Annotated in this window: 31 protein-coding genes; 30 read left to right on the top strand and 1 reads right to left on the bottom strand. The window is 53.6% G+C overall.

The features are described 5' to 3' along the window. The 12 genes from rpmD (at position 1) to rplQ (ending at position 7,043) form a co-directional block, all read left to right on the top strand. A complete protein-coding gene (gene rpmD, locus HY282_03905) occupies positions 1 to 213 on the top strand; it encodes a 50S ribosomal protein L30 (GenBank protein ID MBI3802887.1) in 213 nt (70 codons plus the stop codon). Then, positions 210 to 653, top strand: a complete 444-nt coding sequence (rplO, locus tag HY282_03900; GenBank protein MBI3802886.1) for a 50S ribosomal protein L15 — start codon at positions 210 to 212, stop codon at positions 651 to 653. Before rpmD ends, rplO begins: the two co-directional genes overlap by 4 nt. A gap of 44 nt (positions 654 to 697) precedes the next feature. Beyond that, positions 698 to 2,011: a preprotein translocase subunit SecY gene (gene secY / locus HY282_03895; protein ID MBI3802885.1), complete on the top strand. Its 1,314-nt coding sequence runs from the start codon at positions 698 to 700 to the stop codon at positions 2,009 to 2,011. An 84-nt stretch (positions 2,012 to 2,095) separates the two neighbouring features. Further along, on the top strand, positions 2,096 to 2,752 hold the full coding sequence (locus tag HY282_03890; GenBank protein MBI3802884.1) for an adenylate kinase: 657 nt from the start codon (positions 2,096 to 2,098) through the stop codon (positions 2,750 to 2,752). 37 nt (positions 2,753 to 2,789) lie between these two features. Then, a complete protein-coding gene (gene map / locus HY282_03885; protein ID MBI3802883.1) occupies positions 2,790 to 3,551 on the top strand; it encodes a type I methionyl aminopeptidase in 762 nt (253 codons plus the stop codon). Between the two features lie 33 nt (positions 3,552 to 3,584). Further along, on the top strand, positions 3,585 to 3,806 hold the full coding sequence (gene infA, locus HY282_03880; GenBank protein ID MBI3802882.1) for a translation initiation factor IF-1: 222 nt from the start codon (positions 3,585 to 3,587) through the stop codon (positions 3,804 to 3,806). Positions 3,807 to 3,839: 33 nt separating this feature from the next. Next, entirely contained in the window at positions 3,840 to 3,953 is a 114-nt protein-coding gene (gene rpmJ, locus HY282_03875) for a 50S ribosomal protein L36 (GenBank protein ID MBI3802881.1), read from the top strand. Positions 3,954 to 3,970: 17 nt separating this feature from the next. Beyond that, complete coding sequence (gene rpsM / locus HY282_03870) at positions 3,971 to 4,354, top strand: 30S ribosomal protein S13 (GenBank protein ID MBI3802880.1); 384 nt, start codon at positions 3,971 to 3,973, stop codon at positions 4,352 to 4,354. A gap of 31 nt (positions 4,355 to 4,385) precedes the next feature. After that, complete coding sequence (gene rpsK, locus HY282_03865) at positions 4,386 to 4,772, top strand: 30S ribosomal protein S11 (protein ID MBI3802879.1); 387 nt, start codon at positions 4,386 to 4,388, stop codon at positions 4,770 to 4,772. Positions 4,773 to 4,827: 55 nt separating this feature from the next. Then, on the top strand, positions 4,828 to 5,454 hold the full coding sequence (rpsD, locus tag HY282_03860) for a 30S ribosomal protein S4 (protein MBI3802878.1): 627 nt from the start codon (positions 4,828 to 4,830) through the stop codon (positions 5,452 to 5,454). Positions 5,455 to 5,534: 80 nt separating this feature from the next. Further along, positions 5,535 to 6,527 carry a DNA-directed RNA polymerase subunit alpha gene (locus tag HY282_03855; protein MBI3802877.1) on the top strand — a complete coding sequence of 331 codons (993 nt, stop codon included), beginning with the start codon at positions 5,535 to 5,537 and terminating at the stop codon, positions 6,525 to 6,527. Between the two features lie 39 nt (positions 6,528 to 6,566). Beyond that, positions 6,567 to 7,043 (top strand): 50S ribosomal protein L17, encoded by a 477-nt coding sequence (rplQ, locus tag HY282_03850; GenBank protein ID MBI3802876.1) that lies wholly within the window; start codon positions 6,567 to 6,569, stop codon positions 7,041 to 7,043. Positions 7,044 to 7,083: 40 nt separating this feature from the next. Here the strand turns inward: rplQ and HY282_03845 are convergent, their stop codons facing one another. Then, the gene (locus tag HY282_03845) at positions 7,084 to 7,791 is read right to left on the bottom strand and encodes a hypothetical protein (protein MBI3802875.1); all 708 of its coding nucleotides are present in this window, start codon (positions 7,789 to 7,791) and stop codon (positions 7,084 to 7,086) included. Positions 7,792 to 8,221: 430 nt separating this feature from the next. On the opposite strand from HY282_03845, the gene lptC reads away from it, so the two are divergent. From lptC to HY282_03755, 18 genes are all read left to right on the top strand, one after another. Continuing rightward, positions 8,222 to 8,755, top strand: a complete 534-nt coding sequence (gene lptC, locus HY282_03840) for an LPS export ABC transporter periplasmic protein LptC (GenBank protein ID MBI3802874.1) — start codon at positions 8,222 to 8,224, stop codon at positions 8,753 to 8,755. Then, positions 8,733 to 9,320, top strand: a complete 588-nt coding sequence (locus tag HY282_03835; GenBank protein ID MBI3802873.1) for a hypothetical protein — start codon at positions 8,733 to 8,735, stop codon at positions 9,318 to 9,320. Before lptC ends, HY282_03835 begins: the two co-directional genes overlap by 23 nt. A 27-nt stretch (positions 9,321 to 9,347) precedes the next feature. Next, positions 9,348 to 10,094: an LPS export ABC transporter ATP-binding protein gene (gene lptB / locus HY282_03830; GenBank protein ID MBI3802872.1), complete on the top strand. Its 747-nt coding sequence runs from the start codon at positions 9,348 to 9,350 to the stop codon at positions 10,092 to 10,094. A gap of 54 nt (positions 10,095 to 10,148) precedes the next feature. Further along, complete coding sequence (gene rpoN, locus HY282_03825; protein ID MBI3802871.1) at positions 10,149 to 11,597, top strand: RNA polymerase factor sigma-54; 1,449 nt, start codon at positions 10,149 to 10,151, stop codon at positions 11,595 to 11,597. A gap of 116 nt (positions 11,598 to 11,713) precedes the next feature. Next, entirely contained in the window at positions 11,714 to 12,592 is an 879-nt protein-coding gene (gene rapZ, locus HY282_03820) for an RNase adapter RapZ (GenBank protein MBI3802870.1), read from the top strand. 3 nt (positions 12,593 to 12,595) lie between these two features. After that, positions 12,596 to 13,192 carry a UbiX family flavin prenyltransferase gene (locus tag HY282_03815; GenBank protein ID MBI3802869.1) on the top strand — a complete coding sequence of 199 codons (597 nt, stop codon included), beginning with the start codon at positions 12,596 to 12,598 and terminating at the stop codon, positions 13,190 to 13,192. 4 nt (positions 13,193 to 13,196) lie between these two features. Further along, complete coding sequence (locus tag HY282_03810; GenBank protein MBI3802868.1) at positions 13,197 to 13,673, top strand: hypothetical protein; 477 nt, start codon at positions 13,197 to 13,199, stop codon at positions 13,671 to 13,673. Between the two features lie 14 nt (positions 13,674 to 13,687). Then, positions 13,688 to 14,389 carry a hypothetical protein gene (locus HY282_03805; protein MBI3802867.1) on the top strand — a complete coding sequence of 234 codons (702 nt, stop codon included), beginning with the start codon at positions 13,688 to 13,690 and terminating at the stop codon, positions 14,387 to 14,389. Positions 14,390 to 14,580: 191 nt separating this feature from the next. Beyond that, complete coding sequence (locus HY282_03800) at positions 14,581 to 14,799, top strand: MerR family transcriptional regulator (GenBank protein MBI3802866.1); 219 nt, start codon at positions 14,581 to 14,583, stop codon at positions 14,797 to 14,799. A gap of 13 nt (positions 14,800 to 14,812) precedes the next feature. Next, positions 14,813 to 15,889, top strand: a complete 1,077-nt coding sequence (gene pilM, locus HY282_03795; protein MBI3802865.1) for a type IV pilus assembly protein PilM — start codon at positions 14,813 to 14,815, stop codon at positions 15,887 to 15,889. Positions 15,890 to 15,892: 3 nt separating this feature from the next. Beyond that, a complete protein-coding gene (locus HY282_03790) occupies positions 15,893 to 16,438 on the top strand; it encodes a PilN domain-containing protein (GenBank protein MBI3802864.1) in 546 nt (181 codons plus the stop codon). Between the two features lie 24 nt (positions 16,439 to 16,462). Beyond that, positions 16,463 to 17,086, top strand: a complete 624-nt coding sequence (gene pilO, locus HY282_03785) for a type 4a pilus biogenesis protein PilO (protein ID MBI3802863.1) — start codon at positions 16,463 to 16,465, stop codon at positions 17,084 to 17,086. Then, on the top strand, positions 17,083 to 17,628 hold the full coding sequence (locus tag HY282_03780; GenBank protein MBI3802862.1) for a pilus assembly protein PilP: 546 nt from the start codon (positions 17,083 to 17,085) through the stop codon (positions 17,626 to 17,628). The genes pilO and HY282_03780 overlap by 4 nt, the downstream gene beginning before the upstream one ends. 77 nt (positions 17,629 to 17,705) lie before the next feature. Then, a complete protein-coding gene (gene pilQ / locus HY282_03775) occupies positions 17,706 to 20,057 on the top strand; it encodes a type IV pilus secretin PilQ (protein ID MBI3802861.1) in 2,352 nt (783 codons plus the stop codon). A 24-nt stretch (positions 20,058 to 20,081) separates the two neighbouring features. Continuing rightward, the gene (locus tag HY282_03770) at positions 20,082 to 20,612 is read left to right on the top strand and encodes a shikimate kinase (protein MBI3802860.1); all 531 of its coding nucleotides are present in this window, start codon (positions 20,082 to 20,084) and stop codon (positions 20,610 to 20,612) included. Beyond that, positions 20,587 to 21,666 (top strand): 3-dehydroquinate synthase, encoded by a 1,080-nt coding sequence (locus HY282_03765; protein ID MBI3802859.1) that lies wholly within the window; start codon positions 20,587 to 20,589, stop codon positions 21,664 to 21,666. The genes HY282_03770 and HY282_03765 overlap by 26 nt, the downstream gene beginning before the upstream one ends. A 93-nt stretch (positions 21,667 to 21,759) precedes the next feature. Then, positions 21,760 to 22,221 carry a hypothetical protein gene (locus tag HY282_03760; GenBank protein ID MBI3802858.1) on the top strand — a complete coding sequence of 154 codons (462 nt, stop codon included), beginning with the start codon at positions 21,760 to 21,762 and terminating at the stop codon, positions 22,219 to 22,221. 14 nt (positions 22,222 to 22,235) lie between these two features. After that, positions 22,236 to 23,939, top strand: a complete 1,704-nt coding sequence (locus tag HY282_03755) for a hypothetical protein (protein MBI3802857.1) — start codon at positions 22,236 to 22,238, stop codon at positions 23,937 to 23,939. The last annotated feature ends 46 nt before the right edge of the window (positions 23,940 to 23,985 follow it).

Genomic DNA, 23,985 nt, shown 5'->3' with positions numbered 1-23,985 from the left:
ATGCCAAGGACCGGAAAGCCAAAATCGACAGACAAGCAATTATCGATTAAGTTGGTGCGAAGCTTCATCGGACGTCCGGGGAAACACAAAAAGGTCGTCGCGGGGCTGGGACTGCGTAAGATGAACCAGACCGTCATCCGCGTCGACACCCCTCAGACCCGGGGAATGGTTGCGAAGATTGCGCATCTGCTCGAGGTAAAGGAGCTCTCGTGAAAATATCGGATTTGAAACCCCAGGCCGGGGCGAAGAAAAAAGAGAAGCGGATCGGTCGCGGGCCCGGATCGGGACATGGCAAAACGTCGACCAAGGGCCACAAAGGCCAGGCGGCGCGCTCCGGGGGAACGAAAGCGCCCGGATTTGAGGGGGGACAGCAGCCGCTGATCCGCCGGGTTCCGAAACGGGGCTTTCGGAATATCTTCCGGAAAGAGTATGCGATTGTTAATCTGGACCGACTCGAACAGTTCTCGGCCGACACGGTGATCAATCCTCAATTTCTCCATGAGGCGGGGATCGTCAAAAAGTTGAATGAGAATATTAAGGTGTTGGGTCAGGGGACGCTGACGAAGCCGCTCGTGATTGCCGCCCATAAGTTCAGCCAGGAAGCGTTGAAGAAGATCGAGGCGGCCGGAGGGCGTGCCGAAGTCCTCTCTTAAGGAGAGGCGCCCCTGGGACATTGCCGGGGCTGAAGGAGAATCCATTGCTCGAAAGATTTATCACCAGCGTTCAAAATATTTTCAAGATTGCCGAGCTTCGACAACGGATCCTCTTCACCGCGATCATGATGGTGGTCTACCGGATCGGGTCGCATATTCCGACCCCGGGGATCAACAATGAAGCGCTGAGCCAGTTTTTAACTGAGCGCGGTGGCGCCTTGATGGGCTTCCTCGATATCTTCTCCGGCGGCGGACTCTCTCGCTTGACGATCTTTGCCTTGGGGATCATGCCGTATATTTCGGCATCGATCATCCTGCAGCTGTTGACGGTGGTGATCCCCACCCTCTCCAAGCTGGCAAAAGAGGGGGAGCGGGGTCGAAAGAAGATCATCCAATATACCCGGATCGGAACGATCGGCATTGGAATGGTCCAGGCGCTTGGGATCGCGATCGGGCTGGAAGGGATGAACCAGGGGGCGTTTGTTCAGAACCCCGGTTGGAGCTTCCGGCTGATGACGATGATCACGATCACCGCCGGTACCGGTTTTTTGATGTGGCTCGGCGAGCAGATCACGGAGCGGGGAATCGGAAACGGCATCTCGCTGATCATCTTCGCCGGGATCGTCTCCCGGATGCCGGCCGCCATGTACAATACGTTTGAGCTCTTTCAGGCGGGACAGATCAGCTTCTTCCTGATCCTTTTCCTGACGCTCTTAATGATCGCAACGATTGTCGCCATCGTCTTTTTGGAGAGCGGCCGGCGAAAAATTCCGGTTCAATATGCGAAACGGGTGGTCGGCCGGCGGGTTTATGGCGGCCAGAGCACGCACATTCCGTTGAAGATCAACACGGCCGGCGTGATTCCGCCGATCTTCGCCTCCTCGATCATCGCCTTTCCGGCGACGATCGCCGGGTTTATCACCGTGCCTTGGGTGCAGGCGATCGGAAGGAATTTGACCCCGGGAACCGTTTTTCACACGATCCTTTATGCGCTGTTGATCATCTTCTTCGCCTTTTTCTATACGGCGGTTGTTCTCAACCCGGTCGATATGGCCGATAACATGAAGAAGTACGGCGGGTTTATCCCCGGCATCCGCCCCGGCCAGAGGACCTCGGATTATATTTATCGCGTCTTAACGCGAATTACCTTTGCCGGCGCGATCTACCTGGCGATGGTGGCGATCATTCCGGAGATTTTGATCTATCGATTTAACGTCCCGTTTTCCTTTGGGGGCACCTCGCTTCTGATTGTAATCGGCGTCGGCTTGGATACGGCCCAGCAGATTGAGACCCATATGCTGACCCGGAACTATGAGGGCTTTCTTAAAAAAGGGAAGATGAAGGGTCGAGGGTTTTAGCCCGCCGCACCGATTGATAGTATTTTATAATACGGCATCCTTTTTCGTTTGATTGGGTCGCTATTTCATGAGTAGGATCGAGCAATGCGGTTGATTTTCCTCGGACCGCCGGGGGTCGGAAAAGGGACACAGGCGGGACAGTTATCGGAGCGTTACCGGACGCCCCACATTGCGACCGGAGATATCTTGAGGGGGGCGATCGCCCGAAAGACCCCTGTCGGCTTGGAAGCGAAATCCTATATCGATGCCGGAAAGCTGGTTCCCGATGATGTCATCATCAATATCATCCGCGAGCGGCTGAAGGAGCCGGATACCAAGGAAGGATATATCCTCGACGGGTTTCCGAGGACGATCAAGCAGGCCGAAGCGCTTTCGAAAATCTTAGAGGAGAGCGGCCGGCAGATCGATCGGGTTCTCTATTTTGATTTGGCCGAAGAAGAATTGGTAAAGCGAATTGCGGGGCGGAGGAGTTGTCCTTCCTGTCAGAAGGTGTATCATACGGTGTTCAACCCTCCTCCGAAAGAAGGGGTCTGCAGCTGCGGCACGGCGCTGATCCAACGCAAGGATGATCGGCCCGAGACGGTGAAGGAACGCCTGGCGGTCTATCGAAATGAGACGACCCCTCTCATCCAATTCTACCGTGACCGGGGGCTATTGTCGCAGATCGATTCAGACGGGAGCGTCGACACCATTACAAAGCGGGTCGAAGACGCCGCCCTCTTACAGAAAAAGAGACCCTGATGGGCTCGGCCGGGCTGGTTGACCCCAAGGGAAGAAAATGATTATTTTAAAGTCTAAAGCGGAAGTCACAAAGATCGCCACCGCCTCTCGGATTGTCGCGGAATCGCTTGAAGCGCTCCGTGCCTATTTGAAGCCGGGGATGACGACGAAAGAGCTCGACCTCTTCGTGGAGAAAGAAATCCGGAAACGGGGCGGGATTCCGGCGTTCAAAGGCTACCGGAACTATCCGGCCACTCTTTGTATTTCGGTCAATGAGGAGGTGGTTCACGGAATCCCTTCTGGAAAGGTGCTCAAAGAGGGGGACATCGTGGGGCTCGATCTGGGCGCGATTTATGACGGCTTCTACGGTGATTCCGCCGTGACCGTTCCGGTGGGAGCAGTGACGCCTGAAGCGGAGCGGCTGATCGAGGTGACGCGTGAGTCACTCTATGCCGGGATCGAGCAGGCCCGGGAGGGGAACCGGCTCTCGGATATTTCGCATGCGGTGCAATCGCACATTGAACGCGCCGGCTTTTCGGTGGTGACCGACTTTGTCGGGCATGGGATCGGCCGCGCGCTGCATGAAGAGCCGCAGGTTCCCAACTTCGGCTCGCCGGGTCGGGGACCGAGATTGCGCGAGGGAATGGTCCTGGCGATTGAGCCGATGGTGAATATTGGAAGCGCCGCCGTTCGGGTATTGGATGATCATTGGACGGCGGTCACGGTCGACGGAAGCCTCTCCGCCCATTTCGAGCATACCGTTGCCGTCACGAAAGAGGGTCCTGTTATTTTGACCCAGCTTGGGGCGGGCGTAATTTAACCTGACATTTATTTGAGTACTTCGGGAAACAAAATGGCGAAAGAAGATGTAATTGAAGTGCAAGGGACGATTATTGAGACCTTGCCGAACGCCATGTTCCGCGTGGCGCTTGAGAACGGCCATCGCGTCCTGGCCCACATCTCCGGGAAAATGAGGATGCATTATATTAAAATTCTACCTGGGGATAAGGTGACGCTGGAGCTTTCCCCGTATGATTTAACCCGAGGTCGAATTACATACCGCTTCAGTAAGTAACCGGAAGCGGGTAGACAAAAGATTGGAGTTAAGATGAAGGTCCGGTCATCCGTCAAGGCGATTTGCGCCAAATGCAAAATTATAAAAAGAAAAGGGGTGATCCGCGTGATTTGCGAGAATCCCCGTCACAAACAGCGGCAAGGTTAATCAGTTAAGGAGCGTTCATGGCTAGAATCGCAGGAATTGATTTGCCGAGGGAGAAGCGGGTCGAAATCGGTCTGACCTACATTTTTGGAATCGGCCGTCCGACCGCCCTCAAGATTTTGAAGGAGACCAACATTGATCCGGCCATCCGGGTGAAAGACCTCCAGGAGGACCAGGTGGTCCGGCTCCGCGAGGCGATCGAGCGGGGGCATCGGGTCGAGGGGGATCTTCGCCGTGAAGTCTCCATGAACATCAAACGTTTGATGGATATCGGCTGCTACAGGGGCCTTCGTCATCGCCGCGGCCTGCCGGTGCGGGGTCAGCGGACGCGCACCAATGCCCGGACCCGAAAGGGCCGGAAGAAGCAGACGGTCGGTGCAAAAAGGAAAGAGACGAAGGCTTAAGCGCGTTTCATAGTCAAAGAAAGGGTTCCGAATGGTTGCCAAAAAGGGAGCGAAGAAGAAAGAGAAACGGAATGTCCAAACCGGGGTCGCACATATCCAGGCCTCTTTTAACAACACGCTGGTGACGATTACCGACATGGCGGGAAACGTGATCGTCTGGGCGAGCGCCGGCAGCCAAGGGTTTAAAGGCTCTCGGAAGAGCACCCCCTTCGCGGCGCAACGGGCTGCGGAAATCGTCGCGAAAAAGGCGATGGACAACGGCATGAAGCAGGTCGATGTTTATGTGAAGGGGCCGGGCTCGGGCCGGGAATCGGCGATTCGGGCGCTTCAGGCGACGGGGTTGAAGATCAACTTGATCAAAGATGTCACCCCGATCCCCCACAACGGCTGTCGTCCTCCCAAGCGGAGACGGGTGTAGCGTCGATCCGGCGGAAGATTCGTCGTTTCTTTTTTATTCTCAAGGAGGTGTTTGCTTGGCTAGATATGTCGGTCCAGTATGTCGGTTGTGTCGAAGGGAAGGGATTAAGCTCTTTCTTAAAGGGACCCGCTGTTATTCCGAAAAATGTGCCATCGATCGGCGCAGCTATCCGCCCGGCCAGCATGGTCAGGCGCGGCCGCGCGCCTCGGAGTACAGCGCACAGCTGCGTGAGAAGCAGAAGCTGAAGCGGATTTACGGACTTCTGGAGCGCCAATTCAGGCAATACTTCTTTAAGGCGGAACGGAAGAAGGGGATCACCGGCGAGAACCTGTTGAGGCTCCTCGAATCAAGGCTAGATAATGTCGTCTATCGTCTCGGGCTGTCGTCATCGAGGAAGCAGGGTCGGATGCTGATTCGGCAAAATCATTTTATGGTCAATGGGAAAGCGGTTAATATTCCGTCCTATCTGGTCAGTGTGAACGACGCGATCGAGGTGAAGGAGGGAAGCCGCACTCTTCTGGCAATCCAAAGCGCGCTCGAGGGAATTGGAACCCGGGGTGTTCCTTCTTGGTTGGAATTGGATCAGAACCAGATGAAGGGGATGGTGAAATCACAGCCGAGCAAGGAAGAAATTGCGCTTCCTGTCAACGAACAGCTGGTTGTGGAGCTCTACTCCAGATAAAAGCATTGAGCAATCCGGTGATCGGGAGTGATCTCCCTGAGGATCATCGGTCGCTCCCACTCAAAACGGGTGAGGATCTTATGATTATTAGAACAAAAGATTTTCAGATTCCAAAGAAACTTGAAGTCGAGAAAGAGACGCTGACAAAGACCTACGGAAAGTTTTACGCCGAGCCGTTTGAGCGGGGTTTCGGCAGCACGATCGGGAATTCGCTTCGGCGCGTCCTTCTCTCTTCCATTGCGGGTGCGTCGGTCACCTCGATCAAAATCGAGGGGGTGCTGCACGAGTTTTCTTCGATCGCGGGTGTGAAGGAAGATGTCACCGATATTATTCTCAACATCAAAAACCTCCGTCTCAAGCTCCACACCGATAAGCCGAAGGTCATTCACATCAAGAAAAAAGGGGCGGGAGAGGTGCTTGCAAAGGACATCAGCCATGATGCCGATGTCGAGATCCTGACACCCGATCTTCATATCGCCACACTCGATAAAGACGGAAATCTCGATATGGAGCTGGTGGTGAAAATGGGCCGGGGTTACGTCCCCTCCGAGCGAAACAAGGAAGAGGGGATGCCGATCGGTGTGATTCCGATTGACGCGATTTTCTCTCCGATTCGAAAAGTCAATTTTACCGTAGAGAATGCCCGCGTTGGCCGGGTGACCGATTATGACAAGCTGGTGATCGAAATTTGGACCGACGGGAGCGTGAAGCCGGACGACGTCCTCGGTTTTGCGGCCAAGATCTTAAAAGATCACCTGAGCATCTTCATCAATTTTGAAGAGCAGGAGCAGCCGGTCGAGCTGGCGCGGGATGAGGCGAAGGAGTTCAATAAAAATCTGCTTCGAAGCGTCCACGAATTAGAGCTCTCGGTCCGGGCGGCGAACTGTTTGAAAAACGCCAATATCCGGACGATCGCCGATTTGGTTCAGCGATCCGAAGCAGAAATGCTCAAGACAAAGAATTTCGGGCGAAAGTCGTTAAACGAGATCAAAGAGATTCTCTCCGAGATGGGACTCTCGCTCGGGATGAAGCTCGACGGCTATTCGAACGAAGCGGCACAGAAAGAAGGGTAATTAACCTCCTCTGGGAAAATCTGTTAGAAAGGGAATGAAATGCGTCATCGAAAAGCAGGCCGTCCTTTAGGGCGGAACAGCGCGCACCGCAAGGCGCTTTTTCGAAACTTGGTTACCTCGTTCCTTCGTTATGAGCGGATCGAGACGACCGAGGCGAAAGCAAAAGAGCTTCGAGCGATCGCCGATCAGATGATCACGCTGGGAAAGCGGGGCGATCTTCATGCGCGGCGGATGGCGGCCTCCTATATTCTCGACAAGGATGTGGTCTCCACCCTCTTTGCCGATGTGGCGCCCCGTTTTATGAGCCGACAGGGAGGCTACACCCGTTTAATTAAAACACGGGTCCGTTATGGCGACGGAGCGCCGATGGTGATCGTGGAGTTGACGGAGGCAAAGAAAGCCGAGAAGTCGGCAAAGAAAGAAACAAAGGGAGCCAAGACGACCAAGGCGACAAAAGAAAAGAAAGAAAAAGAGGCAGGCGCGGAAGAAGCGGCCTCCGCAAAACCTGCCTCATAAAGAAAACTTCCTTAGAACGTAAACCTAAATCCCACTCTTTTTATTTCTTCGCATCCTCTTTCTTGGCCGCGTCCCCCTTCGCATCCGCCGCTGCGGCGGCGGGGGGGGCCAACTTTGCATCCAGCGCGTTGAAGAGGACATCCTCGCTGATTCCCAATTTTTCAACGTTCGGATCCGACTCGACCCATTGCCGCTTGGTGTCGTCGTGGATTTCAAACTTCCGATGAATCGCCACCTTTACGACCTTCGGTTTTCCCGACAGCACTTTGGCTTCCTGATCGGCTTTCTTCGCTGCTTCCGAGATCGTTTTGGCCTCGGCTTCGGCCTGTTTCGCCTCGTCTCCCGTTAAGGTTTTGGCTTCCTCTTCTTTCGCTTTTGCTTCCTCGGCTTTTTTCTTGGCTTCTCTCGCCTTGGCGGCCGATTCCTCTAATACCGTAATCGTATAGGTGTCCCGGTAATCGATCTCTTTCACCACTGGCTTGGCCGAGTAAATTTTAAAGTAGCGGAAGGTCGGGGTTGTGATTTTTCCGTTTTCCTTATCGGCAGACATCTTGCCGTGCGGATGCTCGGACAGCCCTTTTTCCGTTAACACCTCGACCACCTTATCCCACACTTGTTCGTAGGGCAATGCATAGATTTTTTCGACAGGACCTTTGGGGGCTTGGGCTTCGACGGCCTGAATGAAGATCAAGGAGGCCGTCAATAGAAAAAACAGAAGAAAAAACAAAAAGCTCGATTTTTTGCTCATCCTTATCCTCTCCTAACGGGTGGGTGGCAGTTACCGCTATTTCTAGCTTTTTTCACGATGGGTGTCAAGAGAAATCGATGCCGTAGCGGTTTTTGAAAACGGGAAGGGTAAGGGGGCCGACCGTCTCTCCCGATACCTTGTCTGGGGTCCTGATCTCGTCCCGGTTTCCCGGATTCCGGCATCGGTTTGGATGGAATCTGAGTCGGCCATCGGAAGAATAAATGGGCTGAAATGGGTTTCTGTAAAATCTCATTATGGTATATTTTCAGCCGTCGAAATTTCTTCGAATCGATGAGAATCGCCGTCTGGTTGTGAGGGAATCGCAGGTGCGATCAGAGCGCAGGCGTGCGGTGGGGATTTGCTTTACTCGTATTTTCTTTTGTGTTATATTTAGACCGTGTTTACGCTGCGGATACAGTCGAAACAGATCTTGCTCGCACTCATCATGATGTTTCTCCTGTTTTTATCTTTTTCGCTTTTCTCCGGCATGAAGAAAAGAAATATATCGGTCATCTTTAATGACATTGGCGGAAAAGCGGATGTAAAAATCGGACGGTTTTCTTTTGTTCAATCGCAAGACGGGATAAAAAATTGGGAGTTGAAGGCCGATCGCGCCGAGATTTTCGAGAAGGATAAAAAAGCGCAGCTCGAAACGGTGGCCGTGAAGATGAAGACCCCGGAGGGGCTTGAGCTCTCGATGGAAGGAGATTCAGGTTCGATCGATACCGAACGAAAAGACTTCCACCTCCAAAAACAAGCCGACCTGATGGCCATTCAAATGAGCAACGGCTATATCATTAAGACTCCCGCCATTTCTTGGTTTAATGATCGGAAAGTCATCGTGGCAGACGGACCCGCGCACATCACCGGCCCTCAGATAGAAATTGACGGAAGCGAGCTGCAGATCGCAGCCGAAACTCAAGAGGTAACCATCTCGGGCCGTGTTCAAGCGTTGGTCCATTAAATTCGATTTTTTTCTTCTCCTCCTCATCATCCTCATCTACCTGTGGCGGAGCGGACTCGTGACCGCGGGAGAGATACCGGCGAAAGATAACACGCTGGACCCGGTTTCCATTACCTCTAATAAGATGACCATTAAGAACCAGGAAAATAAAATTATCTTTGAAGGGAATGTGTTTATCAAAAAAGGGGACTTAACGATCCATTCCGACCGAGCCGAAGTCTTTTTAGCCGAGCAGCAAGGAGGGGGAGGGTCTTCCAAAACCCCCTCTCTTTTCGAGAACCCGACGGCCAAAGGGGGGAAAGATATCTCTCGGATTGAAGCGTTCGGGAACGTCGATATCCAACAAGGCGACAAACATGCCAAGGCGCAAAAGGGAGTCTACGATCAGAAGAAAGACACCATTATCTTGACGGGGGATCCGAACCCCGAGGCGTGGGAGAACGATTATCGGGTCAAAGGGAAAATGATTACCCTTTATATCGCGGAAAACCGAAGCGTGGTCGAGGGGGGAAGCCAGGTCCTCATTCAGTCCGGGGCGAAGAATTTGAACCTGGGAACCAAGTAGTCTATCGGTCTTAAAACGAAAAACGAGATGCTGGAAGCAACGGGACTCGAAAAAAGTTATCAAGGACGCAAGGTGGTTCGAAATGCCACCCTCAAGGTCAATCGGGGGGAGGTCGTCGGCCTGTTGGGGCCGAACGGCGCCGGGAAAACCACTTCCTTTTATATGATGGTCGGTCTGACCCCTCCGGACCGGGGGGAGATCTCCTTGAATGGGGAGAAGATCACCGGAATGCCGATGTACCTTCGGGCGCGAAAGGGGATCAGCTATCTTCCACAGGAAGCCTCCATCTTCCGGAAGCTGACGGTCGAAGAGAACATCATGGCGATTTTGGAGACCCTCGATCTCTCCGCTTCCGAAAGACAATCGCGGCTCCAGGCCTTGCTGGGTGAATTGAATATTGCACATTTGGCGAAGAACAGAGCATACACCCTCTCCGGGGGAGAGCGGCGGCGGCTTGAAATCACCCGGGCGCTAGTTATCTCCCCCCAATTTATCCTTCTCGACGAGCCGTTCGCCGGCATTGATCCGATTGTTGTAATCGACATCCAAAAAATTATTTTTCAACTAAAACAGCGAGGAATCGGCGTCTTAATTACCGACCATAATGTTCAGGAGACGCTGGAGATTACGGATCGATCCTATATTATTTACGAAGGGGAGATCTTGATTTCCGGGACCTCCTCGGAAATTGCCAACAGCCCTCAAGCGAGGGCGATCTATCTGGGCGAGCGATTCCATTGGCAGGATCGAAATGCGAGATCTCTTCAACCTTAATTGGCTTATTTCGTTTGATATAGAGGTTTAGGTATGTCTTGGTCAGAAAGTGGAATGCGAGCCCGGCTCGATTTGAAAATGACGCAGAAGCTGATTATGACGCCTCAGCTTCAGCAGGCGATCAAGCTTCTACAGCTTTCAAGACTTGAGTTAAGCCAGGTGATCAATCAGGAGATGCTGGAGAATCCTCTTTTGGAAGACCTGGTTTCCGATGCGCCCGAGGAAGAGCCTTCTACCTCGACGACGCTCGATGGAGAGGGGGAGAAGCGGGAAAGAGAAGAAGAGGCCGCCTCCGAAAAATCTTCCGACGAGTTCGATCTGAAGTGGGAAGACTATTACATGGATGACGACCGGGAGGACGGAGGAAATTACTCCGCCGCCTCCACGGAGGAGAGACCTTCGTACGAGCAGACGTTGGCGAAGGCCGCTTCGCTCGAAGATCACCTGATCTGGCAATTGGGCCTCTCTTCGGTGACCGAGCGGGAAAAGCAGATCGGAACGCTCCTCATCGGAAACATTGATGACAACGGTTATTTGAGCGGGTCGTTGGAAGAGATATCCCAATCGCTCTCCGCCCCTTTGGAGGTGGTCGAACGGGTTTTGAAGGTGATCCAGGGGTTTGATCCGACCGGGGTCGGCGCACGAGATTTAAAGGAATGCCTGCTTATTCAGACCGCGCAGCTCGGATTGGGCGGCTCCTTGGTCGACGCCGTGATCAAGGGACATCTGGAGGATCTTGAAAAAAAACGGTATCAACATATCGCTAAAACGTGTAATGTGTCGGTGCAAGAGGTGCTGCAAGCCTCTAAAGTGATCGAACATCTGGAGCCGAAGCCGGGACGTCCCTTCGCATCGACCGATAACCTTTATATTACCCCCGATGTGTTTGTCGTGAAGTCGGAGGGGAAGTATGTTGTTTTATTAAACGATGACGGGCTTCCGAAGTTAAAGATCAGCCCTTTTTATCGAAGCCTCCTTCGATCAAAGGAATCGGTGGCGGAGACGACCAAAACCTATCTCGAAGAAAAGTTTCGATCGGCGCTCTGGCTGGTTCGGAGCATCGAGCAGCGAAATCGGACGATTCAATTGGTGGCGCAGAGCATCGTCCAGTTCCAGTACGAATTTATGGAAAAGGGGATCAGCTATCTGAAGCCGCTGATTTTGAAACAGGTCGCCGATGATATCAGCATGCACGAATCGACCGTCAGCCGGGTGACCACCAATAAATATATGTATACCCCTCAGGGGATTTTTGAGCTAAAATTCTTCTTCAACAGCAGCCTCCCCCGCGTCGGCAATGGAGCGGACAGCCTCTCCTCGATTGCGGTGCGGGAGATGATCCGGAAGATGGTTGCGGAAGAAGATCCGGTCCGTCCGTTAAAAGACCAGGAGATCGTCGAGCGGCTCAAACAGAACGATGTCGACATTGCAAGACGGACCGTCACGAAGTATCGCGCCTGGCTTAAGATTCCCCCGGCCAGTCGACGAAAGAGACCCTATTAGCGGGCGGGGTCATGATCGTCTTCTCTGGAGGGGAAAGATCGAACATCGGGGCTCCTTGAGCCCATTTATTAACCTGGCTTCGTGACATCACGCCGATTGATCTCGGCGTCCTCTCTATGGGTGGTGCGAAAAATGTCCGCCTGGTTGTTATCAGCGGCCTTTCCGGTTCCGGGAAGAGCTATGTCATTAAATATTTCGAAGACCTCGGCTTTTTCTGCATCGACAACCTTCCTCCCCCGCTCCTTCCCAAATTCGTAGAACTTTGCAACCAATCGAGAAGTAACATTACCAAGGCGGCGCTCGGCATCGACATCCGAGAACGGGATTTTCTCGGCCACTTCCTCAATATCTTTGACCAGCTCAAGGAAGAAGGCTACCAGATGGAGCTTCTCTTTCTGGAGGCGGACGATGAGGTCCTCGTCAGACGCTTCTCAGAAACGCGGCGGCCGCATCCGCTGGCCCGGGATGGATCGATCGTTGAGGGAATTCGTCTCGAGCGCCAAAAGATGAATGACCTGCGGCGGCGGGCCGATAAAATCCTCGACACCTCCAACTACCATGTCCACCAGCTCAAAGAGGTGATCACCCAATACTATTTGGAGAAGGGCGACAATCGGCACCTCAACATCTCCCTTATTTCATTCGGATACAAATTCGGCATTCCTTACGATCTCGATCTGCTTTTTGACGTCCGCTTTTTGGCCAATCCCAACTTTGAGCGGGATTTAAAGTCGCTCACGGGGGAACACTCCCGGGTTCAAAACTACATCACGGCCCAACCGGAGGCAAAGTTCTTCCTGGAAAAGCTATATGATTTTCTCGACTTTCTCGTTCCGCTCTATGAGAAAGAGGGGAAGAGCTATCTCACGATCGGAATCGGCTGCACCGGCGGGAGGCACCGCTCCGTCTCGATCGTCAATTTCTTGCGGGAGCACCTTCAAGGAAAGGGACTGCAGGTTCATTGCCGACATCGGGACCTGGGACAGCCGGGGTAAATCATGCCGAGCTACGTGGTGGCGATTTCAGGAGCGAGCGGCGCCGTCTATGGCGTTCGCCTTCTCGACTACCTCCTCAAGGAAAAACATAAAGTCTACTTAACCCTCTCTCACGAAGCGCGGATCATCATCAAAGAGGAGATGGGGCTCGATTGGGGAGCCGCTTTTCCCGAGACCGCTCAGATCCTCAAAAAGAAATACTCCGGCGTTGACTTGACCTATTGTGACGAGAAGGATATGACCGCTCCGATCGCCAGCGGATCGGTTCCGACGCAAGGCATGGTGATCGCACCCTGCTCGATGAAGACCTTGGCGGCGATTGCGCACGGATTCTCTTCCAATCTGATCGAGCGGGCCGCCGATGTCACCCTCAAGGAGCGGCGGCCGCTGGTGCTGGTTCCCAGGGAGACGCCGCTCAGCCAGATCCATCTTCGGAACATGCTCCTGCTGGCCGAAATGGGGGCGATTTTGATTCCGGCGATGCCCGCTTTTTACAACCACCCCCGGTCGATCGACGATCTGATCCACTTCATCGTGGGACGGGTCTTGGACAGTCTGCGAATCGAAAACCGGCTCTATGCACGATGGAAGGAAGAATAAACAAATGTCTTATTGGAAGCCGTTCTTTTTAGCTCTCTCCGCGCTCTTCATCGTCTCTTGCGAATCGACCCCGGAGCTCGCACCGCATGCCGACTGGGCCGATGTAACCCTCCATGCGGTCGGCGTCGGCCCGATTCAAGGAGAGTGGTCGATTTCGGAGCGGATTCAAGCGGTGCAGCGCGCCAAGGTCGACGCGTATGTAAAGTTGGAATCGCAAGTGATGATGCTGCAGACCGATTCGAAAAAAACCGTTTCGGAATTGGCGGGGAAAGACCCTCAGCTGGGTAAAAAGATCTCCTCCTTTGTGAAGGGAGCGAAGATTATCCGAACCGACAATAAAGAGAACGGGATTGAGGTTCTCACGGAGCTCTTCTTGGGGGAGAATTTTAAGGCGACGCTCGGGCTGGCCGAGAAGAAGGTCAAGCCGATCCCAAAATCCAATAACCCGCGCGATGAGACCTTGCCGTCCTCGCGATATTAACCGCCAGGTAAAAAGTGGTTTCTCAGTCGCGTCTCTTTTTACCCCACCTTCAAGTAGAGCTTCTTCAGTCGGAAACACTTCTCTTTCTCGTGGAAGACTCCGCCACCGAGGCGGCGCTCCTCGATCTGATTGCAAAATACTTTTTGACGACGGAATCGCTGATCGAAAAGCTCTTCCGTCATCCTCGGACTTGGGAGACGACGCTCCAGTACATTCGGGTGTTCGGAGATTATTCCGATCGCCAATGGATGGCGGGGAGACAGGCGTCTTCCGAGACGGTCCCAGAAGAGGAGATCCAAAAGCTAAGCCTTTTTCGGCAGGTCCAAAAAATGGGCGCGTCCGAAAAAATTCATCTCGCTCTGAAGGGAAATAAAGAGGCAAGGGCCCTTCTCTTAAAGGATACGAATAAACAGGTGGTGCTCGCCGTGTTGAACAGCCCCAGAATCACGGAACAAGAAATCGTGACGATCGCCCAATCGAAAAGTGTCTCGGATGAAATTTTACGGGTGGTCGCCAACAATCGGAACTGGACCAAGAATTATGCGGTGATCGTCGGTCTGGTCAACAACCCCAAAACACCCGTCGGTATTTCTCTCAATTTCATTAAATTAATAAAAGTGAAGGAACTCGCCGGCCTCTCAAAAAACAAAGGAATTCCGGAAGTCATTCGCGGTACGGCAGCGAGGATGCTGCAGGCGAAGCGGGCGGGACAATAATGGCTTGCTTCCTTCGTCGCGATCCGGTTAAAAGTCAGATCTCTTGTCTTTTTTCTCTCTTCACCGTCTTCCTAAATAATTAAGTTTTGATTTAAAATCTCCGCTTTCTTGACAAACAACAAATAGTAAGTATACTTACTATCGTCAAATTGCACAGCGGGATATTCCGGGATATTCGAGGACCACAGCGAATGGCTCAAAGAAAAAACGAAAAATATAAAACAAAAGATATCTGCAGCCTTTTTGATATTTCCAAGGCGACCTTGTTCCGTTGGGAGAGCGAGGGGCGGATATCCAATGTCGGGCGGGACTGGAGAAACTGGCGGATCTACTCCGAGCAGAATATTAAGGAGATCAAAAGGATTATCTCCCGCCGTTTGCCGAGTCAGGGATCTTTTAAGAAGAGTTGAGGTGTTTAATCTGATGGGACTTTCGCTTTCCTTCTCCAAAAAAAGGGATTTAATCGGACTCGATATCGGCTCCGGTGCAATCAAACTGGTTCAATTGAAAGAAACCGCAAAAGGCTATCAATTACAGAAGTTCGGCGTCAAGCCGCTCGACTCCGAGTTGATCGTCGATGGAACCATCATGGACGCGGGCCGGGTGGTGTCGGCGATCAAAGAGTTGTTGGAAGAGCAGGCGGTTAAAACCAAGGACGTGGCTGTTTCGGTGTCGGGTCACTCGGTGATCGTAAAGAAGATCAGTCTTCCCGCGATGACGGAAGAAGAGCTGGAAGAGTCGATCAAATGGGAAGCGGAGCAGTACATCCCGTTCGATATTAACGACGTCAACATCGACTTTCATATCTTGGGAACGGCCGACCCGCAGGAGTCGAAGGAGCAGATGGCGGTTCTCCTGGTGGCGGTGAAGAAAGACAAGCTGACCGAATATACGACCCTGGTGACGGAGGCCGGCCTCAATCCGGTGATCGTCGACGTCGATGCATTTACCCTGGAGAATATGTATGGCGTCAATTATGACCTGCGGGAAGGGGAGGTGGTCGCCCTGGTGAACATCGGTGCGAGCGTGATGAATATCAATGTCCTGAAGGGAGGCACCTTCGCCTTTACGCGCGACATTTCGATCGGCGGCAACCGCTATAACGAGACCATTCAGAGAGAGTTTAACCTCAGCTACGAACAGGCTGAAAAGGCAAAGCGGGGCGAGGCGGTAGAAGGGGTCGATCCCCAGGCCCTTTCCACGATCATCACAAACCTCAATGCCGAAATTGCCTCGGAGGTGATCCGCTCCTTCGATTATTTTAAGACGACCTCGACGAATGAAAATATCGATCGCATCCTTCTCAGCGGCGGCGCATCGAAGCTTCCCGATTTTCTTTCACAGCTTGCGGAGAAGTCGGGGATTCCGGTTGAAATGACGAATCCGTTCCATAAGGTTGATATTCCAAAGAAGCTATTCGATCTGGATTACATCCAGGAAGTCGCCCCTTTGGCCGCGGTCGGGATGGGTTTGGCGATTCGAAAAGTGGGAGATCGTTGATTCATGATCAAGATCAATCTGCTCTCAACGCAAAAGACAAAGAAGACCAAGAAGAAGGTCGAGTTCCAATCGCAGATCATCATCGCGTCGGTGGTTCTGTCGATGCTCCTCTTGGTTTTAGGTTATATCGGAATCGTTCTTAATGAAAAGGTGGACGGTTTGGCGGCCGAGAAAACAAAATTGACCTCGGAACTCGGCGTCCTCAAGGGGAAGGTCAAAGAGGTCGAGAATTACGAGAAGGATAAAAAGGCGGTCGAAGAGAAGATTAATATCATCGAGCAGCTCCGGAAGAATCAATCGGTTCCGGTCTTTCTCCTCGATCAGATCAGCAAAAGCCTTCCCGACAAAGTTTGGCTGGTGAACATCAACCAGCAGAATGGAACGGTCGACCTGGAAGGAAAGGCGACAACGAACGGCGAGATCGTCGACTTCATCAACAGTCTCAAGAAATCTCCTCTCTTTAAAGACATCCAGATCTTGGAGTCAAGACAGAATTTGGAGGGGACCATCTCCGTTTATACATTTAAATTGAAATGGTCTTTGGTTTAGAACGATCGGGAGCGGCTCGCGACTATGGCATTAAATCTGGAACGATTAAAGAATTTAACGAACACCCAGAAGTTTGTTTCGCTGGTTCTGATTATCGTGATCGCCTCCGGCGCGTTTGTCTGGTTTGTCTTCATTCCGAAGAGCGCGGAGATTGCGGCATTTAATTCAGACATCGCGGAATTGAACAATGAGATCAATGTTCATCGAACCAAAGTGAAACGGTTGGATGAGCTGGTCAGCGAGAATCGGGAGCTGAAACACCAATTGACCCAATTAAAGGAGCAGCTCCCCCCGGAAGCGGAGGTGGAGATTCTCTTAAAGCAGGTCTCCGAGTTGGGAGCGAGAACCGGTCTCGATTTTAAGCTCTGGAGACCGGCGCAACGGAAGCCGAACGCCTCCGGACTTTATGTCGAGATTCCGGTCGATGTCGAGGTGGCGGGGGGATACCATGCGCTGGGGGTTTTCTTTGATAAAATCAGCAAGCTTCCCCGGATTGTGAATGTTTCGAATATTCGGATGGGAAGTTCAAAACCGGATCAGCATCGGGTCTCGATCCAAACCAGCTTCAGCGCAACGGCCTTTGCCGTGGTGGAGGGAGGGGCCGCCGCGCCGCCGCCTCCGGTTTCAGAAAAAGGAAAAACGCCATGAGAAACGGACGCATTTTTCTAAACGGCGCCCTACTTTCCCTGGGGCTTCTCTCCTTCGGGTGCGGAGAAGCCGCTCCGCCGGCGGTGCCGAAGGCAACCCCGTCTCCCATCTCGGCGGTGGTGCCGAAGCCGAAGATCGAAGAGGCTGCTCCCTCGACGGGATTGGTTAAGAAAGAGGATCCGGCCGCCCTCTTCCAATATAATCCGGAGGGGAGAAGAGATCCATTCAAGTCGATTATTGTCGCCTCTGGGAAGCGGACGATCTCCGAGAGTCTTCCTCCTTTACAGAGAAAGGAGCTCTCCGAGATGAGGTTAATCGGCATCGTTTGGGGAAATTTCGGGCACGGCGCGATCGTTCAGACGCCGGACGGAAAAGGCTACCCGGTTCGAAAAGGAACGCGGATTGGAACCAACAACGGTCTCGTCAGCCAGATTACGAATAAAGAGATGGTGGTCGAGGAAAAATTTCAGGATATTTTTGGGGAGACCAAGGTGAGAAGTGTCGTCATGGAATTGCATCCCCAAAAGGAGGGTCTAGAATGATCGGGCAGAGAAATAGATGGGTCTTTTTATTTTTATCGCTGATACTCCTACAGTCTTGCTCTCCCAAGACCTCTCAGGTGAAGACCGAATCGGCCGCTCCGACGGAGATTGTCGATATCCGGGTGGTGAACGGCGCCGAGAAAACCGAGGTGGTGGTGGCCGGTCAACAGGCGATGATTTACACCACCTTCCATCTGACCGATCCAAATCGCCTCATCGTCGACCTGGCCGGCGTCAGTCTCGGAAAATTCAAAGAGAAGATTCCGGTCGCTGAAGGCCCGGTCCATTCCATCCTTCCCGTGGCCGGCGAGGAGAACCAGGTCGGGCGTCTTGAAATCGAGGTCGACCCCTCCGCGGAAACCAATGTCCGGACCGAAGGGACCAATCTGATTATCGACGTTTCCCGCGCCGGTCTGAAAACGGCAGACACCGCCGCGGCGAAGCCTGCAGAAAATGCAACACCCGAAGAAAACAAGGCGGTGATCCAGGCGCCGATCCGGGAAGAGCAAAATCTCCAGCCTGCGAAGGTCGTAAAAAGCATCCGGTTCGATCGGAAAGAAGATCTTCAGCTCGTGATCGCCTCGGACGGACAGCTTTCTCCCAATGTTTTTCTCCTCGATCCGAAGCGGCTTGTCATCGACCTTCCCAACGTCAAGCTCGCCTCCAAGATGAAAGCGGTTCCGGTGAAAGATCAGATCGTAAAACAGGCCCGGATCGGGCTTCATTCCGACAAGGTCCGGCTCGTCCTCGATCTTGCCGCACCGGTGATCTATACCCTTCACCAGGAGGGGAATCAATTCTATGTTCACATTAAAGCGGCTTCCTCCAAGCCTAAAAAGGAGAAGCAGGAGACCGCTCCTTCTTCCGAGGTGGCAGCGGCAGTCGTCTCTCCTCCTTCCCCTGCGCCGCTCGCGGGGATGACCCTCCCGAAGGTGGAGCCGCCGCCGGTGACGCTGGCGAGCGCCGATGCCAAAGCCGAGCCGGTGGCCTCTCCCGGATCGAAGGCGGAGCTGAAAGCGGAAACGCCCGCTCCGGCGCCTTCCAAGCCGGCGTCCAAAGAAGAAGCACCCAAAACCGAGGTGCCGGCGCCGCCGGTTGCCGAGACAGCTGAGACTGCCCCTGAGAGCGCCGAGGCGCCGGAAGAGCAGGGAAAATCATCCGATGAGTCTGAGAAGAAGGGGAAAGTAGATGCAGTCACTTCGCCCAAGTATGTCGGGAGACGGGTCTCGCTCGACTTCCAGGATGCCGACATTGCCAATGTCATTCGCCTGATTTCCGATGTGAGCAACCTAAATGTCGTTCTCGGAGAGGATATCAAAGGGAAGGTGACGCTGAAATTGATCAACGTTCCTTGGGACCAGGCCCTTGATATGATTTTGAAGATGAACAATCTGGGCCAGATTCGGGAGGGGAATATCATCCGGATCGCCACGCTGACGAACATCGCCCGCCAACAGGATGAGGAAGCCAAGGCGAAGGAGACGAAGGTCCGGGCGGAGGATCTCCAGACGCGCATCATCTATGTCAATTACGGCAAGGCAAGAGACCTGGTGGAATCGATGAAGAAAGTCCTCTCGACCCGGGGAGATCTGACGATCGATGATCGAACCAACGCCCTCATCGTGAAGGACATCGAGAAAAATATCGATGAGATCGGGCGTCTGGTGAAGAAGATCGATAAAGAGACCCCTCAGGTGGTGATCGAGGCGCGCATCGTCCAGGTTGCACCGACCTTTAATAGAAGCTTGGGAATTCAGTGGGGAGCGACCCTGCGTGATGTGAGAAGTCCTAATGTGATCGGATTGAGCGGCGGCGGCGGAACGCCGAATGCGGTCTTCGGCACACCCGACCCCTCTTTTGCGGTCAATTTGCCTTCCGCTCCGAACTTCGGCGGTCTTGGATTTACCTTCGGTCGGTTTACCGACAACCCTTTCAACCTCGACCTCCGTCTTTCGGCGGGCGAGTCGCAAGGATTGACCCGGGTGATCTCCACACCGAAGGTCTCCGTCCTGAATAATCAGGAAGCGAAAATCGAGCAGGGTGAATCGATCCCGTTTGCGACCACCTCTCAGCAGGGAACGCAGACGACCTTCGTCGATGCGAACCTGACCCTTCTCGTTACCCCGCATATCTCTCCCGACGGAGGGATCATCATGAAGGTGAAGGTGACGAAGAATGCCCCGGCCGAGACCCGGCCCGGCGCATCGGGTCCGAGCATTTTGAGGAAAGAAGCCACCACGAACGTCCTCGTCCGGGATGGTGAGACGACGGTCATCGGCGGCATTTACGAGACCACCAAATCGGATTCGATCAGCGGGATTCCCTACCTGATGGATATCCCGGTCTTGGGCTGGCTCTTTAAAACAACGACCAAACGGGAGGATGTCTCCGAACTCCTCGTCTTCTTGACCCCCCGAATCATGAAATAACATCGATTCGTTGCTGGTCGTCGGATGAAAAATATCGTATTGCTCGGTTTTATGGGAACAGGGAAGAGCGCCGTCGGGAGACGGCTTGCTGGGGAGTTCCATTATCAGTTTGTCGATACCGATCAAGTCATTGAGGAGAAGACGCAGAAAAAAATAGCGGAGATCTTCTCCGAGCAGGGGGAGCCGGCGTTCCGGCGTCTGGAATCGGAAGTGGTCCTCACCCTGGCCGATCGAACAAAATGTGTGATTTCAACCGGGGGAGGGATCGTTCTGAACCCGGCGAACCTGGAGGTGTTGGGCCGGAATGGCATGTTGGTCCTTCTCCGATCGACCCCCGAGGTGATCTTTAAGCGGGTACAAAAGCGGGTCGGACAGCGGCCGCTGTTAAAGTCGCCCGATCCCTTGTCGGAGATCAAACGGCTGCTGGCCGAACGAGAGCCCTTCTATCAGCGGGCCGACTTCGCCTTAGATACCTCGGAAATGAGTTTGGCGGATGTGGTTAAACAGATCAAGAGAAAGGTTTTAGAGAGTGAAAGTCGAAAAAGTTCATCTTAATTTAGGTGCCAACAGCTACGACATCGTGATCGGAAACGGGGTCCGAAACCGGCTGGGAAGATACCTTCAAGAGCTGTCTCTGGGAGGAAAGGTGGCAATCGTCACCAACCCGGTGGTCGATCGACTCTATGGCGCAGGCGTTCGAAAGAGCCTCCAGGCGGCCCGCTTTTCGCCGACGACGATCCGCGTCCGGGACGGAGAACGGTATAAAACGACCGACGAGGTTGAGCGGATCTATGACCAGCTGGTTCACCACCGATTCGAGCGAAGCTCTACTCTGATCGCCCTGGGCGGCGGGGTCATCGGAGACATGACCGGGTTCGCGGCGGCGACCTTCCTGCGCGGCATCCGTTATGTCCAGGTGCCGACCACCGTGGTGGCGCAGGTCGATGCGAGCATCGGCGGAAAAACCGGCGTCGATCATCCGCGGGGGAAGAATTTAATCGGCGCGTTTCATCAGCCGAAGCTCGTTTGCGTCGACCCCTCAACCCTCGCCTCCCTCCCGAAAAGGGAGTTTATCGCCGGCCTGGCGGAGGTCGTGAAGTACGGGGTGATTCAGGACGCCGGTTTCTTCCGATACCTGGAATCGAACGCCGCGGCGATCCTGAAAATGAATCCGGAGAAGCTCTACTTTTGTATTAAAAAGTCGGCTGCAGCCAAAGCCCGCGTGGTGGCGGCGGATGAGCGGGAATCGGGGCTGAGAAAAATTCTAAATTACGGACACACGCTGGGCCATGCCGTCGAGACGCTGACCGGTTATCGAAGATACAAGCATGGCGAGGCGGTGGCGATCGGGATGGCGTCGGCGGCCAAGCTCTCTTATCTGCTCGGCATGACGACGCTGCCGGTTGTCCAGAGACAGATCGCGCTGCTCAGGGCATTCAACCTCCCGACGGAGTTGCCGAAATTAGACCCCAGCAGTATACTGGAGGTCATGGAAAATGACAAAAAAGTGGCCGGCGGAGAAATCTTTTTCATCTTGCCCGAGAAGATCGGCTCCGTTCGAATCGCGCCGGTCGACCGAAAAGTATTGAAAGCATTTTTGAGCGCATAAATGTTTCGGAGTTTCCCTCTGGATCCATGAGGGACCGAGAAGTCGAGTGAAAGAATATTCTGAGAGGTGGAGTCTACGATGAGGGGAATCCAAATGAGAAGACAAGCGGCTTTGGCCATTTTACTTTATGGGGTCTTGTTTTTTTCGGGATGTGGCGACACCCCGCGCGCTCCATTCGATGCCACGGTGACCGGACCGGATGACGCCGATTTTAAGGTCAATCCTCCCGGGGGCGGCACACAGATCGTTCAAGCGCTCGACTTTCAGGTGCACGATAAAGATGCCACGATGGCGCTGCCGGGGGTAGAGGTGGAAATGTTCGCGGGCGGCGGGGGTATCTTAACCGATCTCGACGGAAACCCATTGGACGCCAATACGCCGTCCTACTTCAAAACCAAGACCGATGCGCGCGGTCTGGCGCGCGCCTCTTTCCTCATTGCCCTTCCGGCTTGTTCTGCGACGGAGGATCTGGTGATCACCGGAACAGTGAGCGCGAGCGCCGGCGGCGGAAGCAAGCTCTGGACGGGAACATTCACCGTCACGAAATGTTCATAACAAAGAGGGGCTCCATGCGAAAATTATTTTATCTTGTCCCAGGGTTTCTTCTTCTCGGTTACTTCACGATCGGCGGCTGCTCCTCTGATTCTTCCGTCACCGATTTTAAACCAACCGGAAATACGACCTTCAGCGCGGCGAGTCTTACGGGCGGCACCGTCAGCGGAAGCGTTCCCGCAACGGTTGTCGCTTCCATTACTCCGTCAAGCGGATTAAGTGCATTGGGTACCGCCACCGTCTCCGTTACAGTGAAAGATGCAGCAGGAGCGGTCGTGGCGGATGGAACGACGGTGACCTTTACGGTGAGCAGCGCCACACTGGGCTCTATTACGCCGACGGCCACCACGGTGTCCGGGATTGCAAATGCCACCTTTACCGCGGGAAACATCGCAGGGACGGAGGGCATCACGGTTAAGGCGGGCACCGTCTCCGCTTCGGCTTCGATCACCATCTTGGGCGCCGATGTCGGCAGCATCCAGTTCGTCTCGGCAACACCGAATGTAATCGGTCTGAAAGGTTCCGGACAGGCAGAAAATTCGGTAGTGACTTTTTCAGTGAATGATGTGAATGGACAGCCGGTGGCAGATGGAACCAGCGTCATCTTTACTCTTTCCGGTCCGCAGGGGGGAGAGGCTTTGAATCCCCTCATCGCATCTACAAGTGGGGGTCTCGCCAAGACAACGCTTCAGAGCGGCACAGTGGCCGGACCTGTTCGGATTGCCGGGAGCACCGTCGTGAGGGGGGTGACGATTTCATCCTCCTCCACGGGTGTATCGATCGGCGGCGGGCTTCCCTCTTATTCTCACTTCTCACTGGTAACGAATCAGCATAACCTTGCTGGGTTGAACTATGTGAATCTGCAGTCGACGATCTCCGCCTTTCTTGCCGATCGATTCGGAAACTTTAACGTCCTCCAGGGAACGTCCGTTTCTTTTTATGCAGAAGGGGGAGCCGTAGACCGGAACAATGTCACAGATGCAACAGGAGCGACAACGGTGACCTTCCGAACGCAAGATCCTCTTCCGGTCCACCCCGTCTCAACGGCGGCGCCGGCGATGGCCACTTTTACCGGCTTAGGAGGAACAGGTAATCCGCTGGACGGTATCTCAACAGTGATTGCCGCGACGAGAGGAGAGGAGTGTTTTACCGATAGCAACGGGAATGGAGTCTATGACGGCCCTGTTGTGGATGCCTTTCCGGCCTCTTGTGATCTGGGAGAACCCTATATTGATGCGAACAATAATGGCCAGTATGATGCGGGAGAGTTTTTTGTAGATGCTAATAGTAATGGAGTCTATGACGGGCCAAATGGGACCTGGGATGGCGATATCATGATTTGGAGAACGGTTCCGATGACCTTCTCAGGCGCGCCGACTCAGATTCTGAATAATGGGAATGCTTTTGTAATAACATCTGGGAACAGCCGTACGTTTACCGCCTGCGTCGCCGATGGCAACGGCAATTCGCTAATGGCGGGAAGCACCATTGCAGTGACCACCAATGGTGTGGGAACGCTTTCCGGCTCAAGTTCATTCACGTTGGCCGATATCATCCTGGGTCCAACCTGTTTTGACTTTATCCTCTCTAGCGCGACCGATCCTGCGACAGTCCCTGCCCCAGGTGCGAAGGCCGCCGTTTTGACGATTACCGTCACCTGGAATGTAACCGGCTATGGTCCTATTGTAGCGACCAAAACGATATCGGGTACGGTCCAGTAGAAGAGGTATTTTCAATTCGTTAATCACAGATTGCGAATGGGAAGGG

The sequence above is a fragment of the Candidatus Manganitrophaceae bacterium genome, assembly GCA_016200325.1.
GTDB lineage: Bacteria > Nitrospirota > Nitrospiria > SBBL01 > Manganitrophaceae > Manganitrophus.
The sequence above is the reverse complement of the archived record's forward strand: the minus strand, read 5'-3'. Positions and strand labels throughout refer to the sequence as shown.